The organism is Streptomyces sp. NPDC001135, assembly GCF_053598395.1.
This window is the reverse complement of the sequence record NZ_JBSFKD010000052.1, coordinates 1-26238: the sequence shown is the minus strand read 5'-3', so window position 1 is coordinate 26238 and position 26238 is coordinate 1. Positions and strand designations below refer to the sequence as shown.

31 protein-coding genes and 8 pseudogenes are annotated in these 26238 nt (G+C 69.1%); 13 read left to right on the top strand and 26 right to left on the bottom strand.

What is annotated here, in order from left to right:
* Positions 1-16: 16 nt before the first annotated feature.
* Positions 17-985 carry an ADP-ribosylglycohydrolase family protein gene (locus ACWC94_RS39505; protein WP_450802241.1) on the bottom strand — a complete coding sequence of 323 codons (969 nt, stop codon included), beginning with the start codon at positions 983-985 and terminating at the stop codon, positions 17-19.
* Positions 986-1372: 387 nt separating this feature from the next.
* On the opposite strand from ACWC94_RS39505, the gene ACWC94_RS39500 reads away from it, so the two are divergent.
* Positions 1373-1939, top strand: coding sequence for a hypothetical protein (locus ACWC94_RS39500; protein WP_450802292.1), 567 nt, complete (start codon positions 1373-1375; stop codon positions 1937-1939).
* A 99-nt stretch (positions 1940-2038) separates the two neighbouring features.
* On the opposite strand, the pseudogene ACWC94_RS39495 reads toward ACWC94_RS39500, so the two are convergent.
* A pseudogene (locus ACWC94_RS39495) lies at positions 2039-2122 on the bottom strand (hypothetical protein); the annotation flags it as partial.
* Positions 2123-2197: 75 nt separating this feature from the next.
* Here ACWC94_RS39495 and ACWC94_RS39490 point away from each other — a divergent pair.
* Complete coding sequence (locus ACWC94_RS39490) at positions 2198-3181, top strand: BtrH N-terminal domain-containing protein (protein ID WP_450802239.1); 984 nt, start codon at positions 2198-2200, stop codon at positions 3179-3181.
* A gap of 324 nt (positions 3182-3505) precedes the next feature.
* Positions 3506-3820, top strand: coding sequence for a hypothetical protein (locus tag ACWC94_RS39485; RefSeq protein ID WP_450802238.1), 315 nt, complete (start codon positions 3506-3508; stop codon positions 3818-3820).
* 15 nt (positions 3821-3835) lie between these two features.
* Here the strand turns inward: ACWC94_RS39485 and ACWC94_RS39480 are convergent.
* Positions 3836-4042 (bottom strand): annotated as a pseudogene (locus tag ACWC94_RS39480) (hypothetical protein); the annotation flags it as partial.
* Between the two features lie 219 nt (positions 4043-4261).
* On the bottom strand, positions 4262-5287 hold the full coding sequence (locus ACWC94_RS39475) for a hypothetical protein (RefSeq protein WP_450802236.1): 1026 nt from the start codon (positions 5285-5287) through the stop codon (positions 4262-4264).
* 489 nt (positions 5288-5776) lie between these two features.
* Between ACWC94_RS39475 and ACWC94_RS39470 the strand changes: the two genes are divergently transcribed.
* Positions 5777-6316, top strand: coding sequence for a GNAT family N-acetyltransferase (locus ACWC94_RS39470; RefSeq protein WP_450802285.1), 540 nt, complete (start codon positions 5777-5779; stop codon positions 6314-6316).
* A gap of 119 nt (positions 6317-6435) precedes the next feature.
* Here the strand turns inward: ACWC94_RS39470 and ACWC94_RS39465 are convergent, their stop codons facing one another.
* The 10 genes and pseudogenes from ACWC94_RS39465 to ACWC94_RS39420 all read right to left on the bottom strand — a co-directional run bounded on the left by ACWC94_RS39465 (position 6436) and on the right by ACWC94_RS39420 (position 12105).
* Positions 6436-6927, bottom strand: a complete 492-nt coding sequence (locus tag ACWC94_RS39465) for a hypothetical protein (RefSeq protein ID WP_450802234.1) — start codon at positions 6925-6927, stop codon at positions 6436-6438.
* Between the two features lie 78 nt (positions 6928-7005).
* Positions 7006-7518 (bottom strand): RipA family octameric membrane protein, encoded by a 513-nt coding sequence (locus tag ACWC94_RS39460; protein WP_450802232.1) that lies wholly within the window; start codon positions 7516-7518, stop codon positions 7006-7008.
* A gap of 59 nt (positions 7519-7577) precedes the next feature.
* Positions 7578-8789: a hypothetical protein gene (locus ACWC94_RS39455; RefSeq protein ID WP_450802230.1), complete on the bottom strand. Its 1212-nt coding sequence runs from the start codon at positions 8787-8789 to the stop codon at positions 7578-7580.
* Positions 8790-9037: 248 nt separating this feature from the next.
* On the bottom strand, positions 9038-9184 hold the full coding sequence (locus ACWC94_RS39450; RefSeq protein WP_450802229.1) for a hypothetical protein: 147 nt from the start codon (positions 9182-9184) through the stop codon (positions 9038-9040).
* A 311-nt stretch (positions 9185-9495) separates the two neighbouring features.
* Positions 9496-9615 (bottom strand): annotated as a pseudogene (locus ACWC94_RS39445) (IS21-like element helper ATPase IstB); the annotation flags it as partial.
* Entirely contained in the window at positions 9609-9941 is a 333-nt protein-coding gene (locus tag ACWC94_RS39440) for a hypothetical protein (RefSeq protein ID WP_450802290.1), read from the bottom strand. The gene ACWC94_RS39440 and the pseudogene ACWC94_RS39445, both read right to left, overlap by 7 nt.
* Positions 9942-10005: 64 nt before the next feature.
* On the bottom strand, positions 10006-10356 hold the full coding sequence (locus tag ACWC94_RS39435; RefSeq protein WP_450802228.1) for a Mu transposase domain-containing protein: 351 nt from the start codon (positions 10354-10356) through the stop codon (positions 10006-10008).
* A complete protein-coding gene (locus ACWC94_RS39430) occupies positions 10356-10631 on the bottom strand; it encodes a hypothetical protein (protein WP_450802226.1) in 276 nt (91 codons plus the stop codon). The genes ACWC94_RS39435 and ACWC94_RS39430 overlap by 1 nt, the downstream gene beginning before the upstream one ends.
* 177 nt (positions 10632-10808) lie before the next feature.
* A complete protein-coding gene (locus ACWC94_RS39425) occupies positions 10809-11102 on the bottom strand; it encodes a hypothetical protein (protein WP_450802224.1) in 294 nt (97 codons plus the stop codon).
* Positions 11103-11115: 13 nt separating this feature from the next.
* Positions 11116-12105: a helix-turn-helix transcriptional regulator gene (locus ACWC94_RS39420; protein WP_450802222.1), complete on the bottom strand. Its 990-nt coding sequence runs from the start codon at positions 12103-12105 to the stop codon at positions 11116-11118.
* A 92-nt stretch (positions 12106-12197) separates the two neighbouring features.
* On the opposite strand from ACWC94_RS39420, the gene ACWC94_RS39415 reads away from it, so the two are divergent.
* Together ACWC94_RS39415 and snpA are read left to right on the top strand one after the other, a co-directional pair.
* Positions 12198-12596 (top strand): VOC family protein, encoded by a 399-nt coding sequence (locus ACWC94_RS39415; RefSeq protein WP_450802221.1) that lies wholly within the window; start codon positions 12198-12200, stop codon positions 12594-12596.
* Between the two features lie 946 nt (positions 12597-13542).
* Complete coding sequence (gene snpA / locus ACWC94_RS39410) at positions 13543-14352, top strand: snapalysin (protein WP_450802219.1); 810 nt, start codon at positions 13543-13545, stop codon at positions 14350-14352.
* Positions 14353-14598: 246 nt separating this feature from the next.
* Here the strand turns inward: snpA and ACWC94_RS39405 are convergent, their stop codons facing one another.
* The 4 genes from ACWC94_RS39405 to ACWC94_RS39390 form a co-directional block, all read right to left on the bottom strand.
* Positions 14599-14781: a hypothetical protein gene (locus ACWC94_RS39405; protein ID WP_450802217.1), complete on the bottom strand. Its 183-nt coding sequence runs from the start codon at positions 14779-14781 to the stop codon at positions 14599-14601.
* Positions 14782-15317: 536 nt separating this feature from the next.
* A complete protein-coding gene (locus ACWC94_RS39400; protein WP_450802216.1) occupies positions 15318-16055 on the bottom strand; it encodes a polyprenol monophosphomannose synthase in 738 nt (245 codons plus the stop codon).
* Positions 16056-16152: 97 nt separating this feature from the next.
* Positions 16153-16917 carry a hypothetical protein gene (locus ACWC94_RS39395; RefSeq protein ID WP_450802214.1) on the bottom strand — a complete coding sequence of 255 codons (765 nt, stop codon included), beginning with the start codon at positions 16915-16917 and terminating at the stop codon, positions 16153-16155.
* Positions 16914-17225, bottom strand: a complete 312-nt coding sequence (locus tag ACWC94_RS39390) for a helix-turn-helix transcriptional regulator (RefSeq protein WP_450802213.1) — start codon at positions 17223-17225, stop codon at positions 16914-16916. Before ACWC94_RS39390 ends, ACWC94_RS39395 begins: the two co-directional genes overlap by 4 nt.
* An 81-nt stretch (positions 17226-17306) precedes the next feature.
* Here ACWC94_RS39390 and ACWC94_RS39385 point away from each other — a divergent pair, with 81 nt between their 5' ends.
* From ACWC94_RS39385 to ACWC94_RS39370, 4 genes and pseudogenes are all read left to right on the top strand, one after another.
* A complete protein-coding gene (locus tag ACWC94_RS39385; protein WP_450802211.1) occupies positions 17307-18335 on the top strand; it encodes a hypothetical protein in 1029 nt (342 codons plus the stop codon).
* Positions 18332-18931, top strand: a pseudogene (locus ACWC94_RS39380) (ABC transporter ATP-binding protein); the annotation flags it as partial. The gene ACWC94_RS39385 and the pseudogene ACWC94_RS39380, both read left to right, overlap by 4 nt.
* Before the next feature lie 45 nt (positions 18932-18976).
* Complete coding sequence (locus ACWC94_RS39375; RefSeq protein WP_450802283.1) at positions 18977-19285, top strand: ATP-binding protein DrrA1-3 family domain-containing protein; 309 nt, start codon at positions 18977-18979, stop codon at positions 19283-19285.
* Positions 19272-20069, top strand: a complete 798-nt coding sequence (locus ACWC94_RS39370; RefSeq protein WP_450802209.1) for an ABC transporter permease — start codon at positions 19272-19274, stop codon at positions 20067-20069. The genes ACWC94_RS39375 and ACWC94_RS39370 overlap by 14 nt, the downstream gene beginning before the upstream one ends.
* Positions 20070-20126: 57 nt before the next feature.
* Here ACWC94_RS39370 and ACWC94_RS39365 read toward each other — a convergent pair whose 3' ends face one another.
* Positions 20127-20477, bottom strand: a complete 351-nt coding sequence (locus ACWC94_RS39365; RefSeq protein WP_450802208.1) for a hypothetical protein — start codon at positions 20475-20477, stop codon at positions 20127-20129.
* Complete coding sequence (locus ACWC94_RS39360; RefSeq protein WP_450802207.1) at positions 20423-20647, bottom strand: hypothetical protein; 225 nt, start codon at positions 20645-20647, stop codon at positions 20423-20425. The genes ACWC94_RS39365 and ACWC94_RS39360 overlap by 55 nt, the downstream gene beginning before the upstream one ends.
* On the opposite strand from ACWC94_RS39360, the gene ACWC94_RS39355 reads away from it, so the two are divergent.
* Positions 20562-20762, top strand: a complete 201-nt coding sequence (locus ACWC94_RS39355; RefSeq protein ID WP_450802289.1) for a hypothetical protein — start codon at positions 20562-20564, stop codon at positions 20760-20762. The two genes, ACWC94_RS39360 and ACWC94_RS39355, sit on opposite strands and share 86 nt — an antisense overlap.
* Positions 20763-21028: 266 nt before the next feature.
* Here the strand turns inward: ACWC94_RS39355 and ACWC94_RS39350 are convergent, their stop codons facing one another.
* The 3 genes from ACWC94_RS39350 to ACWC94_RS39340 are packed head-to-tail and all read right to left on the bottom strand — an operon-like array spanning position 21029 to position 24251.
* Positions 21029-22300 carry a COG4705 family protein gene (locus ACWC94_RS39350; RefSeq protein ID WP_450802206.1) on the bottom strand — a complete coding sequence of 424 codons (1272 nt, stop codon included), beginning with the start codon at positions 22298-22300 and terminating at the stop codon, positions 21029-21031.
* Between the two features lie 38 nt (positions 22301-22338).
* Positions 22339-23607 carry a sensor histidine kinase gene (locus ACWC94_RS39345; RefSeq protein WP_450802204.1) on the bottom strand — a complete coding sequence of 423 codons (1269 nt, stop codon included), beginning with the start codon at positions 23605-23607 and terminating at the stop codon, positions 22339-22341.
* Entirely contained in the window at positions 23598-24251 is a 654-nt protein-coding gene (locus tag ACWC94_RS39340; protein WP_450802203.1) for a response regulator transcription factor, read from the bottom strand. The genes ACWC94_RS39345 and ACWC94_RS39340 overlap by 10 nt, the downstream gene beginning before the upstream one ends.
* A gap of 203 nt (positions 24252-24454) precedes the next feature.
* On the opposite strand from ACWC94_RS39340, the gene ACWC94_RS39335 reads away from it, so the two are divergent.
* Positions 24455-24607, top strand: a complete 153-nt coding sequence (locus ACWC94_RS39335; protein WP_450802201.1) for a hypothetical protein — start codon at positions 24455-24457, stop codon at positions 24605-24607.
* Between the two features lie 166 nt (positions 24608-24773).
* Here the strand turns inward: ACWC94_RS39335 and ACWC94_RS39330 are convergent.
* Positions 24774-25401, bottom strand: a pseudogene (locus ACWC94_RS39330) (sodium-dependent transporter); the annotation flags it as partial.
* Between the two features lie 58 nt (positions 25402-25459).
* Positions 25460-25561, bottom strand: a pseudogene (locus ACWC94_RS39325) (tat (twin-arginine translocation) pathway signal sequence domain-containing protein); the annotation flags it as partial.
* Positions 25562-25598: 37 nt separating this feature from the next.
* Between ACWC94_RS39325 and ACWC94_RS39320 the strand changes: the two are divergent.
* Positions 25599-25688 (top strand): annotated as a pseudogene (locus ACWC94_RS39320) (IS5/IS1182 family transposase); the annotation flags it as partial.
* A gap of 147 nt (positions 25689-25835) precedes the next feature.
* On the opposite strand, the pseudogene ACWC94_RS39315 reads toward ACWC94_RS39320, so the two are convergent.
* Positions 25836-26238: pseudogene (locus ACWC94_RS39315) on the bottom strand (hypothetical protein); the annotation flags it as partial.

Below are 26238 nucleotides of genomic sequence, written 5' to 3'. Positions count from 1 at the left end.
ATCCACGAAGCCTTCCTCACCCTCGGATGCGCATCCATCTGCTGGAGACGCCTGAACTCCTCCCGCCAGGAGTTCCTACTCCGTCACACCGGGGCAGCGGTTCACAGGCTGCGTGCCAGGCAGGGGGGAGCGCAGCGACGCCCGTGCGCGCGGCGATCACCCCGCCCGCAATAGCGCAGGTGGTGTCGATATCGCCGCGCCCGGCGACCGTGAACCACAAGCCCTCGTGCAGGTCGTCGAGGTGCCCCGCCGCGCACCACAGGGCGTACGGGACGGTGTCCGGCCCTGACATCCGGTAGCCGGAGCCCAGCACCTCCGCGGCGTGACGAACCGAGGTGTGCTCCGGCATCCGGGCCGCGACCCGCACTCCCGACCGGACGTCGCTGTCGGGGAGTCGTTCGGCGACTGCCTGAAGGAAGTCCGACCTGGCCGGGGCGCGGCCGCCCCGGCTGCGGGTGGCCAGCGCCGCTGCAAGGGCGACCGCCATGGCTGCGGCGACCGCCTCCGCGTGATGGTGCGAGACCGCGCCCTGGCGGGCGGCCTGCTCAGCGACCGTATCGAGGTCGGCGGAGTGCCAGGCGCCGAGCGGGGCGACGCGCATGGCTGCGCCGTTTCCCCAGGAGCCTTGGCCGCCGTACTGTCCGGCGACCACCTCCCGCCAGGGCTCGCCCGCGCCGATCCGGCGGAGCACGTCATGCATGGAGGCTCCATACCCACGGTGGGTGTCGTCGGCGTAGGCCGCCGCGAAGCGCAGGGCGAGGCGGTCCTGGTCGACGGTGCCGCCGCCCTCGGCAAGTTCCCGGACGAGAACGAGCGCTTGGGCGGTGTCGTCACTCCACCGCCACAGCGGTTCCGGGGGCAGCGTCCGCGCCTCCAGGCCTGCCGGACCGTCCCGGCGCAGGATGCCGAACCAACGGTCACCGAAGGCATCGCCGAACGCGAGCCCGTACAACGAATCCAGCGCAGCAGGAGGCACGGTGATCATCGGGACAGTTTCGCAGCGCGACGGCGCTTCTGCGCTCCGTTTTCGGAGCGGACAGGCTTCTGGTCTCGACAGGGTGCTGCGCGGCCTGGTCTGGGACGTCCAAGCCGCCGAACACTCGCCGGTGCACCGAGCAGGGCTCCGGACACGACCTCAGCGTTGGGGAGTGGCGCGCGCGTTCGCCCCCCTGTACTGGTTTAGCCGCCTGCGGTTCCGCTGCCGGTGTGGGCGCAGGCGGCGGAGTGAGGGCGGGCAGCGGGATGCCGGGCAGGCCGGTGGTGGAGCTGGGGTGCCGGGTCCCCTCGGCCGGGTGTCCCTGACAGGCATCCGGCGGGGGTGGACCCGGCTCCGTTGTGGGGCCAAGACAGGGGTGGCGTCGGCTCTGGCTCGATGACCTGGCAGGATGATCAGTCCGCTGCCGCGGTCCCCGTCACGGTGGCCACTGACGCGGGCATGCTCGCGTTGTGGAGTCCGGCTGCGTTCTCCGACGTCGTCGACTACGAGACCTGGGAGCCGCAGCTCTTGGAGGACGAAGACCAGCTGCGGCATATCCGCGCTGGCGCCTTCGTTCCCGTCAACATCCGTTCAGACGGGACCTTCGGTGTTGTGGTCCGAGTGGGCTCTGCGGAGGGGGAAGCCCGACTGACCGATCGCGAGTCGGCCTATGTCCTCGTCTCCTCGAAGCCGTACTTCTTCCGTTCCCAGGGTGTGGCGTGCCTCAGCGGGATCGAAGGTGTTTGCGGTCAGCCCTGGCCCGACACCGTCCAGATCGCGGTGGCGGAGGGTGAGCATGCGGTGGTCGTCCATTTGATCGACTGGGAGGCGGATCCCGGCAGCACGCTCGCAGGGAAGCCTTCGGCGAACGCGCTCGCCGGCTTCGTCGGGCTGATCAACCCTGCGTCTTCCGCTTCGGGGCCGTTCCGGGTCGCGACGGAGACCTTCGAGCGCGGTGAGTGACCGGCCGGCTGTGGTCGGTGAAAGTCTTGTTCCACTCCCCGAAGGGGCGTTGGAGGCGACGGCCGTGGCCTTGCGTTCCTCTCGCTCGGTGAAGATCTGGAACAGCGGCTTCGCGCTCTTCTCGTCCAGGTCGAGGTAACCGAACTCGTCCAGACAGAGAAGATCGATCAGAAGGGCACGCACACCGTCGGCGCCCAGCACCAGTACACCGGCACTGCCGGGAGGATCGACGTGAGGTGAGGGAGGAGAATGAGCGGCATGACCATGGTGACAGACATCGAGGCCCGCGGTATGCAGCACTGCGAGACGACGGCGCTGGGCGTGCTGCTACGGCACGAGGGACTCGACTTGTCCGAGCCCATGTTGTTCGGGCTCGGCTCCGGGCTGTCCTTCATCTACTGGGACAGCAAAGGCATGGGCTTCCCCTTCCTGGGAGGTCGGGTCAAGCCGTTCGAGGTCACCAGGAACCTGGCCGCCGCACTCGGGCTTGAGCTGCTGGTCGAGGAGACCACCTCCCCGCGCAAGGCTTGGCAGAACGTAGCAGCACCCATCGACGTCGGCCGGCCGGTCGGGCTACAACTCGACAGCTACCACCTGGACTACTTCAGCACCAAGGTGCACTTCGGCGGCCACGTGGTGGCCATGTACGGCTACGACGAACAGGACGCCTACCTGGTGGACACCGACCCGCAGGGCGGAGCTGTCACCACCAGTCTCGCCAGCCTGGCCAGGGCCAGGGCCGAGCGCGGCCCCATGACCGCCAAGCACCGCTCCTTCACCATCACAGTGCCCAGTAGCCTGAAGGCACCGCAGGACCGGATCATCCCCGCGATCAAGACCTGCGCCGACGCCTTCCTGAACCCGCCCATCGCGAACCTGGGCCACCGGGGCATCCAGAAGACCGCCAAGCAAGTGCCGACGTGGCTGCAGCGCAGCGACAATCCGCAGGAGGACCTGCCACGGGCCGCCGTCCTCATGGAGAGGGCCGGCACCGGCGGCGCTCTGTTCCGCAATCTCTACCGGGACTTCCTCGCCGAGTGCGCCCAACTGATCCGCAGCAGCCACCTGCGCACCAGCCACAGCCTGTATACCGAGGCCGCCACCCTCTGGACACAGGTGGCCGCACTCGTCGCGGCAGCAGGCGAATCCGGCGACGCGAACAACCTCACACAGGCCGGCTCCATCCTCCACGACCTCTCGCGCATCGAACGCGATGCGATGCAGGCACTCAGCCTCCTTTAGGCCCTGTCTGGCGGGACATGGGCGGAGCCGGAGTCTGATCAAGGCGACGGGTGACGGGGCCGTGGAAAAGGTAGGCGCGTTGGTCGAACCAGCCGCCCTTGCTCCCGCGGCACGGGTAGACCGCACAACTGCCGGAAAGTCATCGGCGCGACTCCCGCGCCGCCGGTCTGCGGTGACTGGCCGCCGGGCAACCGCTGTCTGCTAGTGCTGTGACCGCATAGGTTCACCGGGTTGGGTCTGCGCGCGTTCGGATGTGCCGTGACGTCCGATCCAGTGACGCGGACCGTACCTGGATGCCTGCGTGTGCCTGGCATGATCGCCGACATGTTCAAAGAGAAGTTGGATGCGCTCTCACGGATGACGGCCGAGCACATGACCATGCCGTTCCCGCCCGGCTTCCGCGGTCTGGACATCGAGGATGAGGACATGGTGATGCTCGACGCGGACGCCTACGGCTACGCGACGAGCGTTCTCAAGGGACCTCTCGCCGAACAGCACCGCGCAGCCCTCACGCAGCTGGTGGCGGTGTTCGACAAGGTTCTCCCGGTGATAGACGACGAGTACGCGAGCAGGTACTACACGCACGTGCGCAAGATGGCTGTGCTGGCCGCCGAGGTCGAGAACCTGCGCGAGAAGTAGTCCTCGGGATGGGAACGGCCGGGTGCGGGGGCGGCCGACAGGCCCCGGGTACCCGCTCAGCCGCCTGCCCCGCGGTCAGGATGAACGCCAGCGGTCGGCACCCGCGGTCGGCGACGAGATGGATTTTGCTGATCTGGCCGCCTCTGGAACATCCGAGAGGGCGGCCTTCAGCCGGAGCTTTCACCGACGGCGGATGCGTCGTCGCTCCTCACGACCGGGCTGCGCGAGGACCAGCGATGCAGCGGCCCGGCCAGGGGTGCCGGTGGCGCACTCGGCGAGTGATACTTCAGCGTGGTGCACGGTGAATTCGGCTACGTGCCACCGGCATCGGGGCCACAGGTCGACGGACGGAGCCCCGCAGCCGGGTCTCCGCCACGCGGGTCGAGCCGTCCAGTCGAATGCAGTGCGCGGTCGTACGACATCTCGGGGTCTGACGCCCTTTCAGGGCAGTTCTTCCGCATCCGACCGGTAGGCCGCGAGCAACAGCGGCCGATAGGTGGATTCGCTGACCTTGCTCTTCCTGCGCAGGATCAGGGACCTGCGGTCGACCCCCGTGCTGAAGCTGAACAGGACGGGCCCGCCGTCGCGGTGCTGGAAGACGCCGCCCTGGTTCTTGAAGAAATGCACGCCCAGCGTCTTGGCCGGCAGTAGTTTGCGCTCGTAGTAGTTGACACGTTCGCTGTTGATGACGGGATCGGTGCCCTCGGCGAGGTGGACGAGGCACAGCGGGTCCTCCACCACCGCAAGGAGCTTGCACAGCTCTCTTCTCGCCTGCGCGTGCCCGCTTCCCTTCACGTCATACGGGGGCAAGACCACCGTGAGACGCTCCAGGCGCTGCAGTTCCATGATCTTGCGCACCTCCCACCACGTGGACGTGCGGATCTCCTGGTGCGGCGGCAGGATCAGGACGATGGAGTGTGCGGCCTCGATGAGCCGGCCGACCGGTTCCTTCCAAGCCGTGTGCGCGGCCCGCATGTAGACGAGGCCGCCGGGGGCCAGGGCGAGGGCGGGGTCGACCACCGCGTACGCCTCGGAGGCGAACGCGTCGGACCAGGCTTTCGAGATCACCTGCTCCATGGTGGAGGTGACCTTCATCCCGCCCAGGGCCAGGGACCGCCGTCCCCTGCCGCTGCGCACGATGATGTGCCCGGCGGACCCGAAGGGGCGCAGGATCAGGCAGTACCGCGCGCCGGAGGCGACCAGGTCCGGTACGACTTCGCCGATCTCCTTGATGCGGATGCGCAGTGTGAAGCGCAGCAGCCACACCATCCTGAGCACGCCGACCGTGAAGAGCGTCAATAACAGTAACGGGAGGAGGATGGGGCCGCCGTCGGCGACCAGCCCAGCGATGAACAGCAGCAGCGCGAGGTTGACGAGTCCGAAGCAGCCGATGTTGCGCCACAGCCGCAGGACGACGGCCCGCGCTCCGGTTTCCCCGTGCAAACTGCCTGGCTTCGTTCCGGACATGGGGCCATCCCCTCCCCCGACGGGACGTAACGACTGCACCGGATTCCGCCCGGCGAAGTCCCGTACGAGACTACCCACCACGTTGTCACCCGCGCCGCGGAACGCCGATTATGGACGGGGCGCGGCATGAGGAATCGGACGCGAGGCCTGATCGGGGGCGGGCTCCCGGTCTCGGTGCATGACGACGGCACCCCAGCGGCCGAGCGCCCAAGAGTCGACACCGCGCGTCTGCAGCGCCAGTCGCGGGCCAGGGCGAAGCTCGGGAACAAGATCCGCGAGCTGGATGCCGGGCAAGCAGAACCGGATCCTCTCGCTCATCCCCCTCAGCGTCGCCGGAATACGACGTCTGATCACCCGTCTCACCGACCGCCGCTGCACACCCGTCGAGCACATCCTGCACTGGCCGACCTGGCGCCGAAGACGACAACACCAGCCCGCACCAGCAACTACAACCGACGCGGCCCATGTCTGGTCCACAATGATCGGGTGATCACGCTTGAGACTCCCCGTTTGATCCTGCGTCGCTGGCGCGAGGCAGACCTTGCGCCCATGGCTGCCATCAATGCCGATCCCGAGGTCATGCGGTGGATCCGTGACGGCAGCGTCCGTGACGAACAGCAGACTCGGAGCGGGATCCAGGCATGGGAGAGCGAGTGGGACTCACAGGGCTTCGGCCTGTTCGCCGTCGAGATCCGGTCCACTGGCGAGCTGGCCGGGTTCACCGGCCTCTCGGTGCCCCACTTCTTGCCGGAGGTACTGCCGGCGGTTGAGGTCGGCTGGCGGCTGGGACGTTCCCACTGGGGGCAGGGCTTGGCCACCGAGGCCGCTACGGTCGCTGTCCGGTTCGGGTTCGAAGAGCGAGGACTGGAGCGGATCGTCAGCATCGCTCAAGTCGGCAACGACGCCTCCGAACGGATCATGACCAAACTGGGGATGCACCCGGTCCGTGAGACCGTCAATCCCACCTGCGGCCGGCGAGTACGGGTGTTCGAGTTGTCGTCGGACCAGTACCTCACCACCACTCGCTGATGCCGGCAACGAGGACGGGAGTCCCGTAGCGGACCGCGAGTCTGTTCGTACCTGGTGGCCAAGGCTCACGTATTGTGCGGCGATTGATGCCACACTCGACCGCGTGCCGGGCCTTGTGGTCAGCCGGTCCGACGGGCCTCGTCCGGCCACACCACGTCCACGAGCAGTCCCTGCGCCCGTGCCCGGACCACCACGTCCGCCGTGCCCCCGCCCTTTCCGCTGGGCGGCTCCCCGTTCCAGACGGCCACGAGTCGATCGGCGTGTTCCAGGAGGGCGGCGTTGGCGGCGTCGTAGGCAGCACGGTCCGCCGTCTCGTGCGACATGACCACGACCTCGTCGGCGGCTTCGACGAGGTGGTCGAAGAGGGGCGCGTGGCGTGGGCCGACCACGGTGCGGCGGTAGTCGCGGGAGGGGATGATCGCGACCAGCCGTCCGCCGTTGGCCAGTACGGACTGGGCGAACACCGAGTCGGAACCCTCGGCGATGCACGAGACGCCGACGGGCGCGCCGTCGTGGGCGTACCGCCGGAGCAGCCCGTCGAGGGCGGCGCGGATGGCAGGGACGCCGTCAGCGGCCAGATCCATGTGCCCGGTCACCGCGATGGTTGTCATGGACCGTCCCCTTCACCTCGACCGGGGGATCCTATCCACCGCGGGCCCTGGCACCGTCCTTGCCGCCGGACGGTGGGCTCACCTCGTCACCACGGCCCCGAAGGCAACGAGGTACGACAGGGCGAAGACGACCGGCACCCACTGCTCCACGTGCGTCAGCGGCGTGTATGTGCGCCAGTCGCGTCCCTCGCCGAGCGCGCCCCACTCCGCCCGCGAGTACGCGTAGGCTGGGAGCTTCGCCTCGAAGGCACCGATCACCGCGTACTTGGCCGCATTGAGCTGCCGGTACGAGCGCACCATCACATACCAGGCCAGGCACTGGGCGAGAAGGATCAGCAGGCCTGCCACCAGGACCCATGCGGAGGAGTGCGGCCAACCCACGCCGGACCCGGCGGCGAGGGCGCCGACGACCGCGGTGTTGAGTGTGAGGAAGAAGGTGTTGGTGAGATTGCGCCGGGAACTGACCCGGTCAGCCATCTCGACGCACAGTTTGTACTGCTCCAGTATCGTCGCCTGGTACTTGGCGGTGTCGTCGCAGAAGTCCGACGGGCTGACGCCCTCGTTCCAGAGCCTGTCGTCGATGCCGGCCATGCGTTCATCATGGCCGAACACCCGTTGCGGCCGGATCGATTCCGGCAAACGGGTAACGCTCATACCCCGCAATCCCGTTGACCGGGTGACGACTCCTCCGGGCGGCTCCAGGGCTCCCATACCGGAAGCCGGTCGAGCACCGGGCCCAGTTTCCTTCTGACCGATCCCAGCACCCGGTCGCGGTGCCGGGTCCCCCAGATCTTGTCGCTCCCGAAGAAGAGGAAGTGCGGGCTCCCGCCGTCGTCGAAGTAGACCGCGCCCCTCAGCGAGAGATTGTCGGCCGGTTCTCCTTCCGGATAGGGCGGCAGCGCCGGAGGTGGCCAGGGGGCACGAACGGCCTCTCCTGTGGAGCCTCCAGCCGCCTCGGCGAGGGCTGCGCCAGCCGCGGCGCGAAACTGCACGTAGGATTCCCGGTCCGGGACGAGCAGCAGCAGACGCCGTGCGGGCAGCAGCCGTACCGCCTCCGAGAATTCCCACTGCAGTCCGGCACCGGGACCGACCGCGATGACCACCAGTCGGGCCCGCACCATCAGGTCGCGCACCGTCTCCTGCCAGTCGTCGATCGGCAGGTACATCCGCCGGGCTCCCACAAGGGGGAGCCTCTCCCCGGGGCGGCCCACGGCCACCATCGGTGCCACGGGCTTGAGCGCCTCGGCGAGTTGCTCTTCCTCCGTGAGGCCGGACAGACGGAGGTCCGGCAGCACGGCGCCCGGTCCGGGAGCCCTGTGCTCGGTCTGCTCCAGCATGGTGCGCGCGAGGTCGTCCTCGAAGGACCTCAAGTAGAGGGAGTAGGCGCCGCTTTGCAGGTCCTTGGGTGACTGGATGACCTCGGAGAGGTGCTGTCGCCCGAGCACGGCGAGTTGCCGGGAGCCGGACAGCAGTGTGTACCCGGATGCCGAGGCCAGGGGAATCAGGAGGTCGAAGTCCCACCAGGGCACCGAAAGGTCGTCCCCCCAGTGCCTGTTGACCGCATTGAAAGCGGCGATCGCCAGGAACAGCCGCACGGGAACGAACGCCTTCCCGGTGGGAGGTCTGTGCAGAATGACCGCCCGGTAGATGACGACCAGGACTGCTCCCACGGCGACGGCGCCGGCCAGGGCCGCCGCCGGGTACCACCACCTCTCGCCCGCGTCGGCGGCGAAAGCCCATTCGGGCCGTCTTGTCTCCTGCCAGCGCTGCAGGGCCACGGCTGCCAGGACGGCGCCGACGGCACCGGTCGGCCACGCGCTGATGGTGAGGAATCTGCCCCAGGCGGCCGATTGCCGGGGCACCGCGGGAAGTACCGTGCGGGTCAATGCCTCCGACGATTTCGATGCTTGTGCCGTGCGGCCGCTGTCGCCGCCGTCGGTGTTCGCGTGGTCCGTGTTCTCCTTCGACATACCGTCGCCGCCCCGTCCCCAGGCGACCTTCGACCAGCCCAGCCGACCACCGCCCGCTCGTCCACCAGCATGGCAGATGGTGCCTCAAGACTTCTTCAATGTCACAATGCCGGCCAGTTCGTCCCTGAACTGGCGGCCAGTCAGGCGTTACGGGGTATGCCGCACTTTACGATCAGTACGAGATGCCGTTCTGCACCGTGTCCAGTGGTGAACGAGCGGTCGGCCATCGCCTCGATCAGCCGCGGGACCTCGGTGTTGACGCCCACCGCCTCGTCTTCCTCGATCAATGGGCCATGGCCCGAGCGTCGGTCTCCAGCGCCGACACCTCGGCCGGTGACCACCTGTCGGCGCACTCCGAATAGGGCTCTGGGAAAAGGCTCTGGCGCAACTTCTGTGATGCTGCTGCCGTGCCAGGAACGCGGCAAGCCTCGCGGCAGGGTCGTCGGTCAAGCGGTGTTCGGACCGTCCGGCCGGCAAGGTCGAGATTCCGTGGCCCATACACCGCGGAACGACATGGAAGTGAAGGTGCGGCACCGACTGTTCCGATCCCGGGGCCGCCGGCGTCCAGGATGTTGGCGCCTGAGGCGTCCCAGGCGGTCCGCATGGACTCCTCGCGGGGCAAGTTCGCCGCCTTGATACGCCTCTCCGAGCGGCGGCGGGCCCGGTCGTCGCACTCGGCCATGAGTAACTCGGCGGGGAAGCCGCGGTAGGTCAACCGCCGACGCCGCCATCGACTCCACCTGCCCTCTGCTGCGGCTGCTTCTCCGCCTCGGCGGTCACACCGCCGCTTGCCCGGCGGTGTCGGAGCAACCGGTCGTAGGGGGCCACCGAGGGCAGAGGTCTGCTGTCCGGCAGACGGGGCGCGAGGCGCCACTCGTGCGGTGACGTCACCGTCGCCGACGGCTGGCCGGGGACCCGGGCATCCGGTGTGGGCTCGGTCTCAGCCTGGGCGGCCTTGCGAGCCTCCAGCGCGAGGACGTCGGCCGTCATAAACCCGGCCCGAAGGGCCGCGGCCAGGCCGGCGACGACGTGCTCGTGTTGCATGTTCCTGCCGAGCAGCAGCACTTCGATCAGCGCGCGCGTGCCGCCCCGCTCACCGCGGACCTTCCTAGCATGGGCCCACCAGGCGTGCCGGGCTGGGATGTAACTTCCCTGCCGAGTGGGCCCGTTCGAGAGCGGTCGAGCCGGGGAAGGCACCGGGCTTGCGGAGCAGGACCTCCAGGTAGTGGTCCGGTTCCAGGCGGACAGCACCCTTGGCGATCAGTCGCTCGTGTCGGGCCACTTCCACGTTTTGGTCGTAAACCACCAGGTGGGAGGTGTGCAGGAGGACTCGGACCCGCTTGCTGATCAGCCGGAATGGGGACAGAGTAGCGGTTCGTGCGGACCGGATCTGGCCGTAGCGGTCGACCCGCGGAGTGAACATCCGCCAGGTCTCGAACGGCTCCTTGAGCAGCGGCATCAGCAGCCGCTGTCCGGCGCGAAGTACTCTGCGACCGTCTTGAGCCTGGAGGACCCGGTGCAGCGGGCGTCGTCCTGGCGGTCCCACTGCTCGACCATCTCGTTCAGCTCGGCGAGCGAGGACACCTCGGGGACGGGAACGAAGTGGCTTCGACGGAAACAGCCGATCTGCCCCTCGACGCCGCCCTTCTCAGGGGCGCCTTCAATCCCTGGACGGCAGTAGAAGCTGTCGATGCCGTAGTGCGACTTGAATGCGATCCAGCGGTCGGTCTCCACCCTCGCCCGGCTCAGCCCCAACACGCGGGCCACGGCTGCCTTGAGGCGTCGTAGCGAACCTTGGTCCGCGGGATCCCGCCCAGCGTCCGCAGCGCGTGGACGTGGCCTTCGAAACTGAGGTTCCGTGTACCGGGCACCGCGTTGATCCGCGTGACGTAGCCCTCTCTGAGGACCGGGTCAGTCATGGGCAGCCGCTGGGCTGGGGTCCCCGGCTCGGGCAATGAACTGATGCGATGTGACGATGACCGACGCGTCCGGCCGGCTGAGGCACTCGCGGATCTCCCGGGCCCGGTCGGCGATCGCGAGCCGGTCCTGCGGACACTCGCCGGGGGCGTCGACCATGAAGTACAGCCTGATCGTGTTGATGACGTCGGAGGTCTCTCGGCACCTGTCGATTGCCTGGTTGACCCGCTCGGGCGTCATCGTCGTGCCGTACAGGGCGACGATGTTGTGCCATCTATCTGATGACATTGGTTCCCCGCTGTCAGGCTTGGCGGGCGTAGGACGCGAGGCGGTCGGCGAACTCGCTGACGAGGTCGCGTAGTTCATCGGGGCGCTCAATGACGAACGGCCGGTCGAGTGAGGCGAGTACCGGAGGCAACCAGTCGAGCCGCTCCGCCCGCAGCTCGACGCGCAGCCAGCGCTCGGTCGCCCGGTCCTCGTCTGCCGCGGGCCCGTCCTCCTCCAGGCTCGCGACGCTGGCGGGAAGATGGGCGCGGATCTGCTCAGCCGTCCCGTGGATCCGCAAGGTCACCTCATGCTGATACTCAGCCGTGGCGAACCCTGACAACACCCGCTGTGCCGGACCGGGACCCGCCGGCGCTTCGAATGAGCCGGGCAGCGCCCTCGCGTCTACGATGCGATCGATCCGGAAGGTTCGGTCCTCGCCGATCCGGACGTCCGCGCCCGTGACGTACCACCGGCCCGCATGGGTGACGATCCCGTACGCGTGCAGTGTGCGTTCGCTGCGCCGTCCGTCGCGGTCGGTGTAACGGATCGAGACCGGTCGGCGGTGGCGCACCGCATCGGCGATGGTGAGCAGGACCCCGGCGTCCGGGGTGTCGAACTCTCCGGGCTGGTCCGTGAAGGCGAGGGATTCCAGGAGTGTGTCGAGTCGGCGGGCGATGTGCTTGGGCAGCACCCGCCGGATCTTGGCCGACGCAGTCTCGTTTGCCGTGTGCTGCGTCGTCGTCAGCCCTGCCCGGCGGCCGGCGACCAGGCCGAGCAGCACGGCCAGCGCCTCGTCGTCGCTGAGCATGAGCGGAGGCAAGCGGTACCCGGGGGCGAGCCGGTACCCGCCGTAGCGGCCACGCACCGATTCCACGGGCACGTCCAAGTCGATCAGCTGGTGCACATACCGCCGCACGGTGCGCCCTTCGACGCCGAGCCGATCTGCGAGTTCCGCCACCGTCCGGGTGCCGCCCGACTGCAGCAGCTCCAGGAGTGTCAGCACGCGGCCAGTGGGTCGAGGCATGTGCACAACATAGCGCGAATACAGGACCGATTCTGTCCACTATTTCTCCTAGCCTGCGACGTGCACACCTCCACACAGCCAAGGAGATCCCCATGGACTTCGTCTCGATCCGCATCATCACCAGCGACGTAGCGCGCCTCGTCGAGTTCTACGAGCGAGCCACCGGGGTGCGGGCGACGTGGGCCACCGAAGACTTCGCCGAACTCAAGACCCCGGGCGCCACCCTCGCGATCGCCGGCACCCGCACCGTCCCGCTGTTCGCCCCGGGCTCTGCCCGCCCGGCGGACAACCACAGCGTGATCACCGAGTTCCTCGTCGACGACGTGGACCACGTTCACCAGAACCTGACCGGCTTCGTCACCGACTTCGTCAGCGAGCCCACCACGATGCCCTGGGGCAACCGGTCGCTGCTGTTCCGCGACCCCGACGGCCACCTCGTGAACTTCTTCACCCCCGTCACCCCGGCGGCCATTGAAAAGTTCGCACGCTGACGCCACACACAGCCGCTCACGCGGGAACCCTGGGATCCCAGGGCTCCCGAGGAACGCGGCCACCGAATCCAAGAGCGCCACCAGCAGGGGACATCAGAACGCGCCACTGACCCGAAGGACGTCTGCGCCTGTGCCTGCGGATCGACGCCGGCGGTGAGATCGCACACGTCGCTGCGGAAGCCGGAATCTCCCGGCGCTGCCTGGCCGAGTGGTGCGCCGCTGGCGCGCGCACGGCGAGAACGGGCTGCTCGACCACTCCTCCCGCCTCGCCACCAGCCCCGCCCGTACTCCTGAGGGCATCACCGACCTGGTGGAGGCGCTGCGACGGCAGGCCAAGCACGGGTCAGCCCGGCTCGCCGACGACCTACAACGGCTGCACGGCGTCACTCTCGCCGCCGACGACCGTCCACCGCGTCCTGGCGAGGCGAGGAATCAACCCGCTCCGGGACCTCGATCCACCGACCGACGCGCGGCCACCGAGGATGACTCTCCCGGGGGCGCCCTGGGGTCGGTGGGGCGCGAAAAAGGCGGAAGCTCACGTTCTATGGCGTCGGTCACAGCGCCCCGCCAACAAACCGGCACGCTTAGTAGAAGCGCTATGGCGGATATTTGGGTATTTGTCCGTCTTGGTCCGGATGTGGATCCTGCCGCGCGTCTTGGGAATCCCCCGGTCGGCCCGCACGCCCGTTGCCCCGTGGCTGTAAGGCTTCTGACGATGCGACAGCTTTCTGCCCTGCCCGCCATGTGCGGACCGGAGACCCGTGCGCTGCTCTGGAGCGGTCCCGGGACCTACGAGGCGACGTAGTGGCGGCGACCCTTTGCGCTCCCTGTCAAGCCGTTCTAAGAATGACGACCCACAGGACGTCGCCGCAGTTCGGAACCGGTGTTCACACAGAGTCGGCCCCACACCGGGCGCTCGGCGTCAGCGAGTGAGTAGGAGCCCCCCATGAAGTCGTCCCGAACGTCCGCGAGACTCCTCGCCCTCGCTCTCGGCCTGGGTCTGGCATCCAACGCGCTGGGCGCGGCGGTGCCGGCCAGCGCCCAGACGGCCGACACCCCGTCCGGTGCCACCCGTACCTCCGTGGCCCAGTACACCGGGTCGCTTGAGGCGGCCGCGGACAACAAGGCGTTCTTCGAGGCCGTGCTCAAGTCCGTCGCCGAGAAGCGTGCCGCCCAGCCGAACGCGCAGTCGGTGACTGTCTACTACAACGCCTCCCAGGCACCGAGCTTCCGTTCGCAGATAGCGAGCGCGGCCTCGATCTGGAACAGCTCCGAGTCCAACGTCAAGCTCCAGGAGGCGTCAACCGGTGCTGCCGACTTCTCCTACCGCGAGGGCAACGATCCGCGCGGTTCTTACGCCTCCACCAACGGCCACGGAAGCGGCTACGTCTTCCTCGACTACACCCAGAGCCGGCAGTACGACTCGGTCCGCGTCGTCACCCACGAGACCGGTCACGTGCTGGGCCTGCCGGACGACTACGGCGGGCCGTGCAGTGAGCTGATGTCGGGCGGCAGCGCCGGCCCGTCCTGCACCGACCGCTACCCGAACCTCGCCGAGCGCTCGCGTGTCGACCAGTTGTGGGCCACCGGACTCGCACAGGCCCCGAACACGGCACAACCACCCAAAACCACCGGCCCGCTCGCAGGCGGTGTCACCAGTGGGGGCGAGGGACCGATCAGCGGCGAGGCCCAGGCCCCCAGCACACCCGCGATCACCGCGCCGGCACCCGCGCCCGTCCTGATCCGTGTGGGCTGAATCACGGCGACAGCAGATCACCCAGCAGTCCGTACACCCCGCACACCACCAAGGACCCTGCCACGACCAACCACCACCGTGACGTCCAAGTCACCTGACGCCCACCCGTGCCGAACTGGGCATCCATCTCGCCACCAGGGCACGCCAGGCCGATTCAGCCGTGACAGATGGCGGCCTGGCTGTTCTGCGCCCTGGATCCAGAACGCAGCGGTCCTGGTTGAGGACTCCAGCACTGGGACAGCCCGCCTATGAGTGTTGCCGCTGCTCACGCAGGAGGATTCCGAGATCGGTCAAGGAGAGCGATGCGTCAGGGGTAAAAAGCACCCAGTTCCCGTGCTCGGCGGCGTAGTCCAGAAGGAACTGATGGCCCTGCGCCGGATCGCTGCCTGCCAGCGGGAAGTCTGCCAGGAAGAGCTGCGGACCGGCCACGGCATCCAGCGCGACGCGTGCAAGTTGGCCGTTGGCCCGCCTCGTGAAACGCCATCACGCCGCCCGGAAAGTCTTCCTGCCCGTACGGGCCGCCCACGCGTGCCTCCGGCTCGGAGACCAGCAGTGCCTCGGCGACCTCTGCCGGTGGCATCCCGAACTGCAGCGGCCCCACGCCCCTTCCGGCCCGCAGCTCCCAGCGCTCACGCTCCACACTTGCGCTCATCCACACCGCCACTACGTACCTGCAGCCGGGCACGCCGCCCCCACCATCCCGGTGCTGGCCGATCCTCCGCCGGAGGCACCGTTCTGACCGTGGCCGCTTGCGTGTAGGACTCGACGCGCGGGATCTACAACCAGCCACCTGTCGCGTGCATACTTCACGGCCACCGTTCGAGCATGAGCACATGTCCGCGCTGATGTAGATCCGCGCTCCGCGTACTCCTCAAGCTTGATCGCTTCGAAGAGGCCTGCCGCTTCTCTCACGGTTCCGCCGCCGAGTGACTGTGGCGGCTCACCAGCTCATGCGCCTCAAGGTCTCAGTTCGAGGTGCCGCCGAAGCGGAGCTTCCACGGAGTGAGTGCGGATTCGAGCTGCACGTCCAGGCTCATCTTGGACGTCCCTTGCACGCGTTCCTCGAAGCGGATGGGCACTTCCAGGATGGTCAGCCCCTGTTTGACGGTGCGGAAGTTCATCTCGACCTGGAAGGAGTAGCCGTTGCTGCGGATCGACGGCAGGTCGATCGCTCGTAGTGTCTCGGCCCGCCATGCCTTAAATCCGGCGGTGGCGTCCTTCACGTGCAGCCGCAGGATCGCGTTGACGTAGAGGTTGGCCCAGGCGGACAGGGCCTTGCGGTGCCACGGCCAGTCGGCGGCGGTCGAGCCGCCCGCCACATAGCGGGACCCGAGTACCACCGCGGCGTCCTTCGTCAGCAGCGTGTCGACCATCGCCGGGACCACCGAGGCCGGATGCGAGAGGTCGGCGTCCATCTGGACCACGACGTCGGCACCCTCGTCCAGCGCACGGGTCATTCCGGCCAGGTAGGCGCGGCCGAGTCCGTCTTTGGCGGTGCGGTGCAGCACGCCGACGGTGTCCGGTGACTGGGCGGCGAGTTTGTCGGCGACCGCGCCGGTGCCGTCGGGCGAGTTGTCGTCGACCACGAGCAGGTGCAGGTTCGCCACCGGCAGGTCCGCGAGCAGGCCGGCCAGGACGGGCAGGTTGTCCCGCTCGTTGTAGGTCGGCACGACGACAACGACCTTCGGGGACACGGCGCTCATCGGCAACTCCTGGGTCAGGGGTCAGAGGTCGGGAACGGTTCAGCGATACCGGCACCCGACGTTCGCGGAGCGCCGGCCGCACTCCAATGGCTGGGGACTATGCCCTCTTCTGCCGTAGGTCGTGGCCGGCGCTGAGGGCCGTGGCGGCCAGGAGGCCCAGTGCCGTGCTCTCGGCCAGGGAGCCCGGGTGAAGACTGGTGCGGACGGCGGCGAGGAGGTTCTGGCTCGCCGCGAGCGTCAGTCCAGTGCCGATGCACAAAAGAGCCGCGGACAGTCGGCGCGTGGTCGGCAGGGTGGCGGTGCGGGAGATGCGGGCGACGAGGACGCACAGGCGGAGTGCGACGAACCCGAGCGTGAGCCAGTAGGAGGTGACCACGGCGGCGTCGGTGAAGCCGGTGAGGTGTTCGGTCGTGCCGCTCCATGCCGTCAGGCACAGGGCGACGACCGCGGCGGTCGGGGCGGCCAGGGTGCGGACCGCCACGGCGGCCAGGCCGCGGAGAGCTGCGCCGTGCGTCGGTGGGAGCGGCGCTGCGAGGACGATGCCGATCAGGAGCGGGACGAGCCACAGGCTGTCCGCGGGGTGGTGGATGTCGGCCGTGAGGGTGGCGGAGGGCTCGGCCGAGCGCAGCAGCAGTCCGGTGGCCGCGGTGAGGGCGAACAGGGCGACGGTCAGCACGCGGCGGGTCTGTCCGCTGGACGTCTCGGGCCAGTCGCCGGGGTGGAGCCACAGCCGTGCGGCCCCCGCGAGGGTGTCGGGCCAGGAACGGATACCGGAGGCGGACACCTCGTGACGGATGTCCTCGCCCCATCGCTCGCGCACGGCCGGCGGATAGAGCCGGGTCAGGAACGTGGCCGCGTTCATGCCGGGTTGATCCCGAGCGCGCGCAGGCCGGCGGCGGAGATCCGGGCCATCTGCTCGAGCTCGGCGCGCAGTTGGTCGCGGCCGGCGTCGGTGATCCGCATGGTGCGGTGGCGTTCCTGGGCCTCGGCCGCCTGGTCCGCGGGCTGGATCAGCCCGCGTCCCTCCAGTCGGGACAGTGCGCCGTAGAGGCTGCCGGGTCCGAGTCTGCGGCCGGTGAGTTCTTCGATCGCGGTGTTGATGGCGTATCCGTGCAGCGGGCCGTCCGCGAGGACGGTGAGCACGAGCATCTGGGCGTCGTTGCTGTGCATGAGCCTCCTTTCCTTCGATTCACATACTACGAACCGCGATACTACTTGTCACGTAGTACGAGACGCGTACTATGGCGGGCCATGGAACACGTGAAGGAGAACGGCCGGGCTTCCTCGGCGGTGGTCTGGGCGAGCCTCGGCGCGGCCGGGGTGTTCGAGGCGTGGACGGTGCTGGAGACCCAGGACAAAACGGTCAGGGCGGCAAGCCCCTGGCAGGACGACCCGTACGACGTGGTGGTGTCCCTGGCTCAGTTCACGGTGCCGATGCTCGCGCTGGTGATCGCGTTACGGCTGCTCGCGTGGCGGGCACCGGGCGGCGCGGACCGGGTGCGGCAGACGCTGCGTGCGGCGGGGGCGATGGTCACGCTGGTCGGGCTCACGGTCGTGACCGAGTGGGTCGCGGTCGTCGCCAGGACGCCTGCCTCGTCCTCGGGGACATGGGCATCGGTACTGATCGGCGGGCTGGTCGTCAACTCCGTACTCACCGTGGCGGTTGCGGTGTTGCTCGTGAGAGGCCACCGAGGGCACGGCCCGGCCGGCCCATGGCGGCATGACTGGCTCGGTGACGCCGTCTTCGGCTGCCGGCGGATTCCCGTACTGCGGCGCAGGGTCGGCCCGGACGCGGCGGTCTGGGTGCGCCGTCGCGCGATGACGGTGTTCGTCACGTTGAGCACGCTGGCCGCGGCGGCCCTCACCGGTGCGCAGGCCATCGGCGAGGGCTGGACGGATCCGCTGCTCACCGCCTGGTTTCTGGTCGTCGTGGCGACCTCCGACCTCGCCTTCTGCGTGATCAGCAACGCGGTCGCCGGATTCGTCGCCCGGCCGCCGCGCACCCGGCCCCGCCGCATCGCCGAGGCATCGGCCGTCGCCGGATGCGTCGCGATCAGCGTGGCGACGGCGTTCCGTGACGCACTGTGGCCCGTGTTCGCGACGGGCACGCTGACGTCCGTACCGGCCTTGGCCGCCCTCACGCTCGGCGCCGGTCTGGTCACGTCCCTGGTCACAGCCGCTCTCCTGCTCGCCTGCTTCCCGAACGACTCCTCCGGCTCGCGCCGCCGCGGGGTCGCCACCCACCTTCGACGACCGGACAAGCACCGGGGAAAGGGGTGACGTTGCAACCGTCCACACCGCACGACCGAGCAACTCCTGCGATCTGCGCCCGCGAGCTGTCCAAACGGTACGGCCGCAGGCAGGCCGTCAGCGGGCTCGGCCTCACCGTGCAAGCCGGCCAGATCTGCGCGCTGCTCGGCCCGAACGGGGCGGGCAAGACCTCCACGATGCGGATGCTGGTCGGCCTGTCGTCCCCGGACACCGGCAGCGCGCGCCTCCTGGGCGAGCCGGTCCGCCTGGGCGCGGACGTGCTGCGCAGGGTCGGCGTGCTCATCGACGGCCCGGCGTTCGTGCCGCACCTCACCGGCCGGGCCAACCTGCGGCTCCTGTGGTCGGCGACACGACGGGCATGACCGCCCCCCGCTCTGGACGACGCCCTGGATCTCGCCGGGCTCGGCGAGGCGCTCGACCGCAAGGTCAAGGGCTATTCGATGGGGATGAAGCAGCGGCTGATGCTGGCCCAGGCCCTGATGCGGAAGCCCGACGTGCTGATCCTGGACGAACCGGCCAACGGACTGGACCCCGGCGAGGTCCGGGCCCTGCGCGAGTACCTGGGAGAGCTGGCCCGACGAGGGGCCGCCGTGCTCGTCTCCAGCCACCAGCTCGCCGAGGTGCAGCAACTGGCCACCCACGTCGTCGTGATGAACCACGGCCGGCTGATCGCCGCAGGACCGATGGACGAACTGCTCGGCGCCGCCGGCACCTACCGCCTCCAGGTCGACGACACCGAGCAGGCTGCCGCCGTACTGCGCGCACTGCCCGGCGTCGCGACGGTTACGACGCAGCGGGACGAGATCGTCGTCACCGCCCCCGGTGTGCGCTCCCGCGACCTGGTACGCGCGCTGGTCACGGAGGGCATCGGCGTCACGTCCGTGCAGCAGGAGAGCAAGTCCCTGGAAGAAGCGTTCCTGACCATGACCGAAGGAGCCGGCGAGCATGCTGCGCGTTGAACTGACCACCCAACTCCTGCGGATCCGCACGCTCGTGGTCCTTGCCTGCCTGGCCGCCGTCCCGGTGCTGTCCGGCTTTTCGTACGCATCCGAGGCGGGGCATCGCAACGGCCGTCAGACCGGCCTGTTCGGCGCTTCCCCCTACTCCGCGCTCAACCACGCCATGGCGAGCATGGCGTTCATCGAACCGCTGCTCCTGCCGATCATGGTGGCCTTGCCGGCCGCCGCGATCGCCTCGTCCGACCGGGAGTGGGGAACCCTGCGCTACCTGTACGTCGCGCCCGTGAGCCGAGCACGCCTACTGGCGGCCAAGCTCGGAGCTCTGGCCGTTGTGACCGCGATCGCCACCCTGTGCGTGCTGACGGCCGGCCTGCTCGCCGGCGTCGCGATCTACGACTGGCGCCCGTTCCACATCATCGGCGCTCCGAATCTCACCGGCGGCGAGACGGCCACCCGTGTCCTGTCGGCGACCGGCTACTGCCTGCTGTGCATGCTGAGCATCGCAACGATCGCGTTCATCCTGGGACTTCTCCTGCCCCGCGGAATCGAGGCCCTCGGCGCCGTCGTCGCCTTCGTGATCGCAGCCGGCATCCTCAACGGCTCGCACGCCCTGCACGCCGTGCAAATCGTCCTGCCCATGCACTACTGGCAGGACTGGACCCACCTCTTCGACCCTTCAGGGACCGCCCACCTCGGCACCGGCATCGTGGCGCAGGTGGCCACGGTCACCCTGGCCACCTGCGCCGCCGTCCTCGTGCTCGTCCGACGGGACCCCGCGGCATGACACCCGCTGCGCCCCGACGCCCGAGCTCCGCGACGAGCACGGCCATGCCACGGGCGACTACGTCTCGGCCACGACGATGTAGAACGTCACCGCCGCGAGAAAGGGGCCCCGCGTGAGATGGCTCAGCCAGGCTTCCGCCGCCCGGTCGCTGAAATAGCCGGCCTCGACTGCGCGCCGGGTGGTGCGTTCCAGGCCGAGGATCTTGTCCGCGACCTGGACGTCCCGGAAGACAGGGGTGACAGGGATGACCGTGGGCACCCTGAAGCCGCTCTCGGTCGCCAGGCGCGCCAGTTGCCTGCCGATCCCCGCGTTGCGGACGACTCGTTCGGCCACATGGCGGGTGTAGGCGCACGTCAGGTCGCTGTCCGGATGGTCGACGGCCAGGGTTTCCCAGTCGGGCTCGCCCATGACGAGCCGCCCACCCGGCCGCAGGACCCGGCGGATCTCACCGAGCGCGCCCAGGGATCGGCGACGTGCTGCAGGACCCGGTCGGTGCGGGCGCGGTCGGCGGTGTGGTCGGGCATCGGCAGGTCGTGGATGTCCGCGTGCCGGACGTCCAAGACCCTGGACGTCACCATGGCCGGCCTGCGCCGGCGTCTCACCCAGGCCGCCGAGGAGTCCGGCCGCCCCTGCCGGTTGCCTCACATCACCACGCTCCGAGGGCATGGCTACCGCCTCGAGCGCTGCGGCTAGGCCGATGGGGCCGGGACGAAGAGTTGACCGGCCCTCGTCTGTTCGCGCAGTAGGGTCTGCAGTCATTCGGCCGACGCCATCGGGTCAGTGACCGCCCCACGAGAGTCTGCGGACATGCCCGGGCTGCCGCAGGCGGCCCTGGCCGCATTGCGGTCCGCGGCTCGCCGGCGTGTGCCGAGGAAGCGGGGTTCTCCGCGCCGCCTCGGCACACTGAGCCCGTCGGCCGAGCGCTCGGCCGGGTGGGCCGGCCGGCGCTGTGCGGTCTGTCAGCCCATGTCCGTCAGGAGGGCCTTCAGTTCCTTCTCCTGCTGCGCGGGCGACATCGGCGGGTTCGAGTGATCGATGCCGAACGTCTTGAGCATCTTGTCCATCTGGGCGTCGATGGAGGTCCAGCCGGTCTGGTCCAGCGGCTGCAGCGAGGCCTGGTCGGCGTCCCAGAGGTCACGCAGCGACTGGGCGGCCGCGTGCGCGCCCGTCGCGTTCCCCGAGCGTGCGTCCTTGAGCGAGGTGGAGGCGAGGGTCTTCAGCGCGGCGACCTTGGCGGGCGGGAACTTCTTCACCGCCTGGCCGGGAGCCATCTGGACGGCGGAGGTGTTGTCTTCCTCCGGCGCCGGGCCGACGTGCGGCTGGCCGTGGGACCAGACCAGCAGGCCCGCGGTGGCGACGGCGAGCAGTCCGAAGCCGGCCAGCGCGACGCGCTCCTTGCCCGGGTTGCTGGTGGCCGGTGCGGCGTGGGTCGCCTCGTGGGTCTCGGTCACGTCCGAGCGCGTCACCGTCAGGTAGACCACCGTCGCCAGGATCAGGCCGAGGAAGATCAGGCTGGTGGTGAACGTGCCCAGCGCGAGACCGGTCGGTTCCCCCGGCTGGGCGACCTTGGGGGAGGCAAGCCAGTCGCCGATGTTCGCGCCCAGCGGGCGGGTCAGGATGTAGGCGAGCCAGAAGGACAGCACCGGGTTCGCGCCGAACTTCCACAACAGCGTGATCGCCGCGATGAGGCCGAGCGGCAGCAACACGGAGACGCCCGGGCTCCAGCCGGTCAGCTCCAGAGTCCAGTCGCCGGTCGCGGTGCCGAGCGCGAAGGTGACGAGAACGGCGAGCCAGTAGAACGACTCACGCGGCAGCGTCGTGACCGAGTGGATCGACAGCGTGCGCTCACGCAGCCACCACACACCGAAGACCACCGCGAGCAGTACCGAGAAGACCGCGGAACTGATCCACAGCGGCACGTTCAGCTGGTCGGTCAGGATGTCGGTGTACAGGGTGCCCGTGACGCTGACAACGACGACGGTCAGCCAGTAGGGGAACGGAACGTACCGCTTCAGCCGCAGCTGGACGGCCAGGACCACCACGAACACCGCGGTGAAGATGCAGGCCGTGTTCACCAGGCCGACGCCCAGCTTCATGTTGATCCAGTCGGCGAAGCTCTCACCGACGGTCGTGCACAGGACCTTGATCACCCAGAACCAGATGGTGACCTCGGGGACCTTGTTGAGCATGAACCGCCCGCTGCGCGTGCGTGCTTCCGTTGTCGTTGTCATGCAGGGAGGTTTACGCGGGGAATCTGCACGTAACCTGACTACGTGGTTGCACGGGCGGCCGGGAGCGTCACCTCGACGTGACCGCGGCCGTCCGCGATCGCGCGGACCTCCGCACCGGCCGAGGCAGCGATGCGCCGGACCACTGGGAGCCCCAGCCCGTACCCGTCGCCGCCGGTCACACCCGCTTCGAAGACCCGGTCGACCTCCGCCGGATCGAATCCGGGGCCGTCGTCCAGGACATCGACCACGATGGCCTCACCCTGGGTGCGCGCGGTGATCCACACACGCGACCGCGCATGCCGCAGGCCGTTCTCCAGGAGGGGCGACAGCAGCGACACGGCCACATCGGCCGCCACGGCGACCTCGACCTTCGAGGCAAACGCGACCTCGACCGCGCGGCCGGCGATCGCCTGCCGCGCGGCGGAGCGCAGATCGCACCGGGTCCCCTTGTCCGTCCGTGCGCGCGCGGCGCGCAGAATCGTCGTGATCGCCGCATCGAGGCGGTCGACCTCGCTCAGCACCGCCTCCGGCGGCACCGGCTCGCCGGACAGCTGCGCCAGCTGCGCCTCGGCCCGCAGGACCGTGAGCGGTGTCCGCAGCTCGTGGGCGATCTCATCGGTGAGCCGACGCTCGTCCGCCAGCGCGTTGTCGACGCGCTCCAGGAGATGGTCCAGGATCCGCCCCAGTTCCCCGAACTCGTCGCGTGGGACCCCGAGGTTGAAGCGGCGCCCGGGTTCGTGATGGCCCCATTCGTCGGCGAGGGCGGCCATCTCGTGCACGACCCGCAGCGCGCGGTGTACCACGAGGTGTGCGACACCGCCGGCGAGGAGGATCGCGAGGCCGCCCAGTATCAGCGACAAGGTCAGGCTGCGCTGCTCGGATGTCTCATAGGGCGTGAGGTCCACCCGGACGATCACCATGACGTGGTGGCCGTCGATCGGGACCTGCCGCGCGTACAGGAGGTAGTCGCCGACCGACGCGGTCTGCGATCGCCCCGAGTCCGCCAGCTCCTCGACGCGATCGACCATGCTCGGCGGCACGTTCCCGTCGATCAGGCGGCCGTCGGCATACACCCAGGCGACCTCGTCCAGCGCCTCGCTGCTGTTCTCCGTCAGTACGACACGGCCGCCTTTGGCGGTGACGTTCGCCGCGACCGCCTCGGCGCGCGTACGTGCCAGATCGTGCGCGTCGGCGTCCGTCACCCGGCTCAGCAGCACGTGCGAGACCACGACCAGTATCGCCACCACGGCGGTGGCGATCAGCACGGTGAGTGCGACGACCCGCTTACGGAATCCCGTCACTGCCATCGGTAGCCCACGCCGCGGACGGTCGCCAGACGCTCGGCCACACCCAGCGGACCGAGCTTGGCCCGCAGCCGACGCACATAGGAGTCGAGGGTGTTGTCACTGACCTGCGCCCCGTGCGGCCAGCCGGCAGCGATGAGGGCGTGGCGGCGTACCGCGTCGCCCGGCGAGGCGATCAAGCGGCCCAGCAGCCGGAACTCGGTCGGGGTCAGGCTCATGCTCACCGAATCGTAGGTCACCACGTGCTTCGCCGGATCGAGGACCACCTCGCGCGGTGCGGGCGCCACGGTGGCCCGGCGCAGCAGCGCCCGGACGCGGACCAGCAGTTCCGGGATGTCGAAGGGTTTGGTCATGTAGTCGTCGGCACCGGCCTCGAAGCCGCCCACCTTGTGATGCAGGCCGTCCAAGGCGGTGAGCATCAACACCGGCACGTCGACGCCGCGAGCCCGGAGGGCCAGGCAGACGTCGCGGCCGTCGGCGTCCGGAAGCCCGAGATCCAGGACGACCAGATGGGGCGCCGGTGCGAGCTGCCGCAGCAGGCTGTCGGCCGTGGCGGCGACGGAGACGGTGTGGCCGTCGTGCTCCAAGGCACGCCTGAGGACGCCGCGGACCGCCGCGTCGTCTTCACACACCATGATGAAAGCCACGTGCTGACCCTAGATACTCCCGTCCCAGTTCTCCATCTGCCCTGGTCAGCCGCCTGACGTTCGGGAGCAGTCCACTGGTGCCGCACGGCCCTGCCCTGCTACGAAGGCCGCGACGGTCGGGCGCGAGGGGTCGAGCCCGCAGCAGCGGTGTTCGCGGGAGGATCACAACGGGTCGCATGGACTCTGTGCACACAATGGGTCGCATGGACTCTGTGCAGGAGTACATCGACTCCATTGCGCCAGGTCACCGTTCGCTCTTCGACCGGGTGAGCGGGCTGATCCTGGAGGATTTCCCGCAGCGGAAAGGCCACCATTCGGCGGCGGTCCACGGACATGGCGGTCGTCACCGACGATGAGCTGCGCGCTCTCATCCGTGCCGCGCTGAAGCCCTGACCTGGGACCCGGCCCTGCGCGCAGGCACAGCCAGGCGGCCCCTGGATGGCCCGACCCCGTTCCGCCCTCGCGGTTGAATGTCGCAGGTGCGCGGGATATGCCATGGCCAAGACCGCCTCCCACGCGGTTCTAGGCAATAGAACGCAACACCGTGGAAGGCCCGACCCGTACGACTCGGTTGGCGGCTGTCTTCTGGAGCAGGCCGTAGGCGAGGACCGGGAGCAGTAGGTGTGGTTTGTCCGGGAGCACGGCCGTGATCAGTACGGCGCTGGCGCTGCTGTTGTTCATGCCGCAGGCGAGGGTGAGCGAGGGAGCGGCGGGCGGGTCCAGCCGCAGCAGCCGCGCCGCGCAGCGACCGATCACGAACGACAGCTGGCAGACCAGTGCCGCCACGACCAGCGCGGCGCCCAGCAGCAGCGGGCGTGGCCGAGCGACGAAGGAGCCGAGGGCGCCACTGGCGTTGACGTACGTCAGGACCAGCGAGCCGGATCAGGATGCCCGCCGCGCAGGGCAGCACCACACCGACGAAGGTGAAGCCACCGCCCGCAGTGTGGACACTGGCGGCGAGCGAGCTGGCGTAGCCGCCACTGAGCAGCGGAGACAGCAGCTCGATCACCAGCGGTGTGGTGAGTGGGCTGATGAGGGTAGAGGTGAGGACCGGGCCGACCATGGTCGGCTGGTCGCCGTCGCCCTTGCCGGTCCACACCGTGGCGCCGGCCACCACGGGCATCGCCACGATCAGGATCATCGCATCGACGCCTACGACGCGGTGGAGGGCGCTCGCGCTGGTGTCCATCGGCCGGTTGGTGGGCAGCTCAGGTCAGCGCTTCGCGTGCGCGGCGGGCGAGTTCGACGGCTCCGGGCCCTTTGCGCCGCTGGGAGACGGCCAGCGTCGACCGGAGTGAGGTGATCGCCTTGCCATGTGGTCGGCGGCCTCAACTCTGGCCGCTCGCACATCGACTACGTCACCGATACCGAAGTGGATGTCGACGACTACACCGTCGCTACGAACGCGAAGCCGAACACTTCCTGGCCTTCACCGCCGATCGGTCGCGATTCTCAGACGCCATTGCAGGCCAACGTGATCTGTCCGTACGCGACAGGAACACCGTACCCGGGAGACCGAGACTGATCTCCACGGCGGGGTTCCCCGCTCCCCTGTTCCTGGTCCCGGAAGCAGGTCCCGGATTCCTACTGGACGTCGACGAAGTCGCTGGCCGACGTCGCGGCGCCGGTGGCCGTGGTACCCGCGTAGGAGAAGCGGTAGTACCCGTCGCTCGTCGCGGTCGTGGTGGCCGTCACCGCTCCGCCGGAGCCGCTGGTGACGGTCTTGAGGGTCGTGTACGTGCTGGTGCCCGACTTGCGGAACTGGAGCTTCACCGACACGTTGCTCAGGCCCGCGTACGCATGGGTCTCCCAATTGGCGCGGGTGAGCGTGCCCTTGACCGTGATGGTCCGGCCATGGACCACCGGCTCGGGCGAGGCGTTCGCGGTCAGCGTGTCCCTCCCCTCGTAGCGTGGAGTCCGTGAATGCAGGGGAAGTTGAGGTTCATGGGGTCCAAGCAACGGACGTACACGCCTGAGTTCCGTGAGG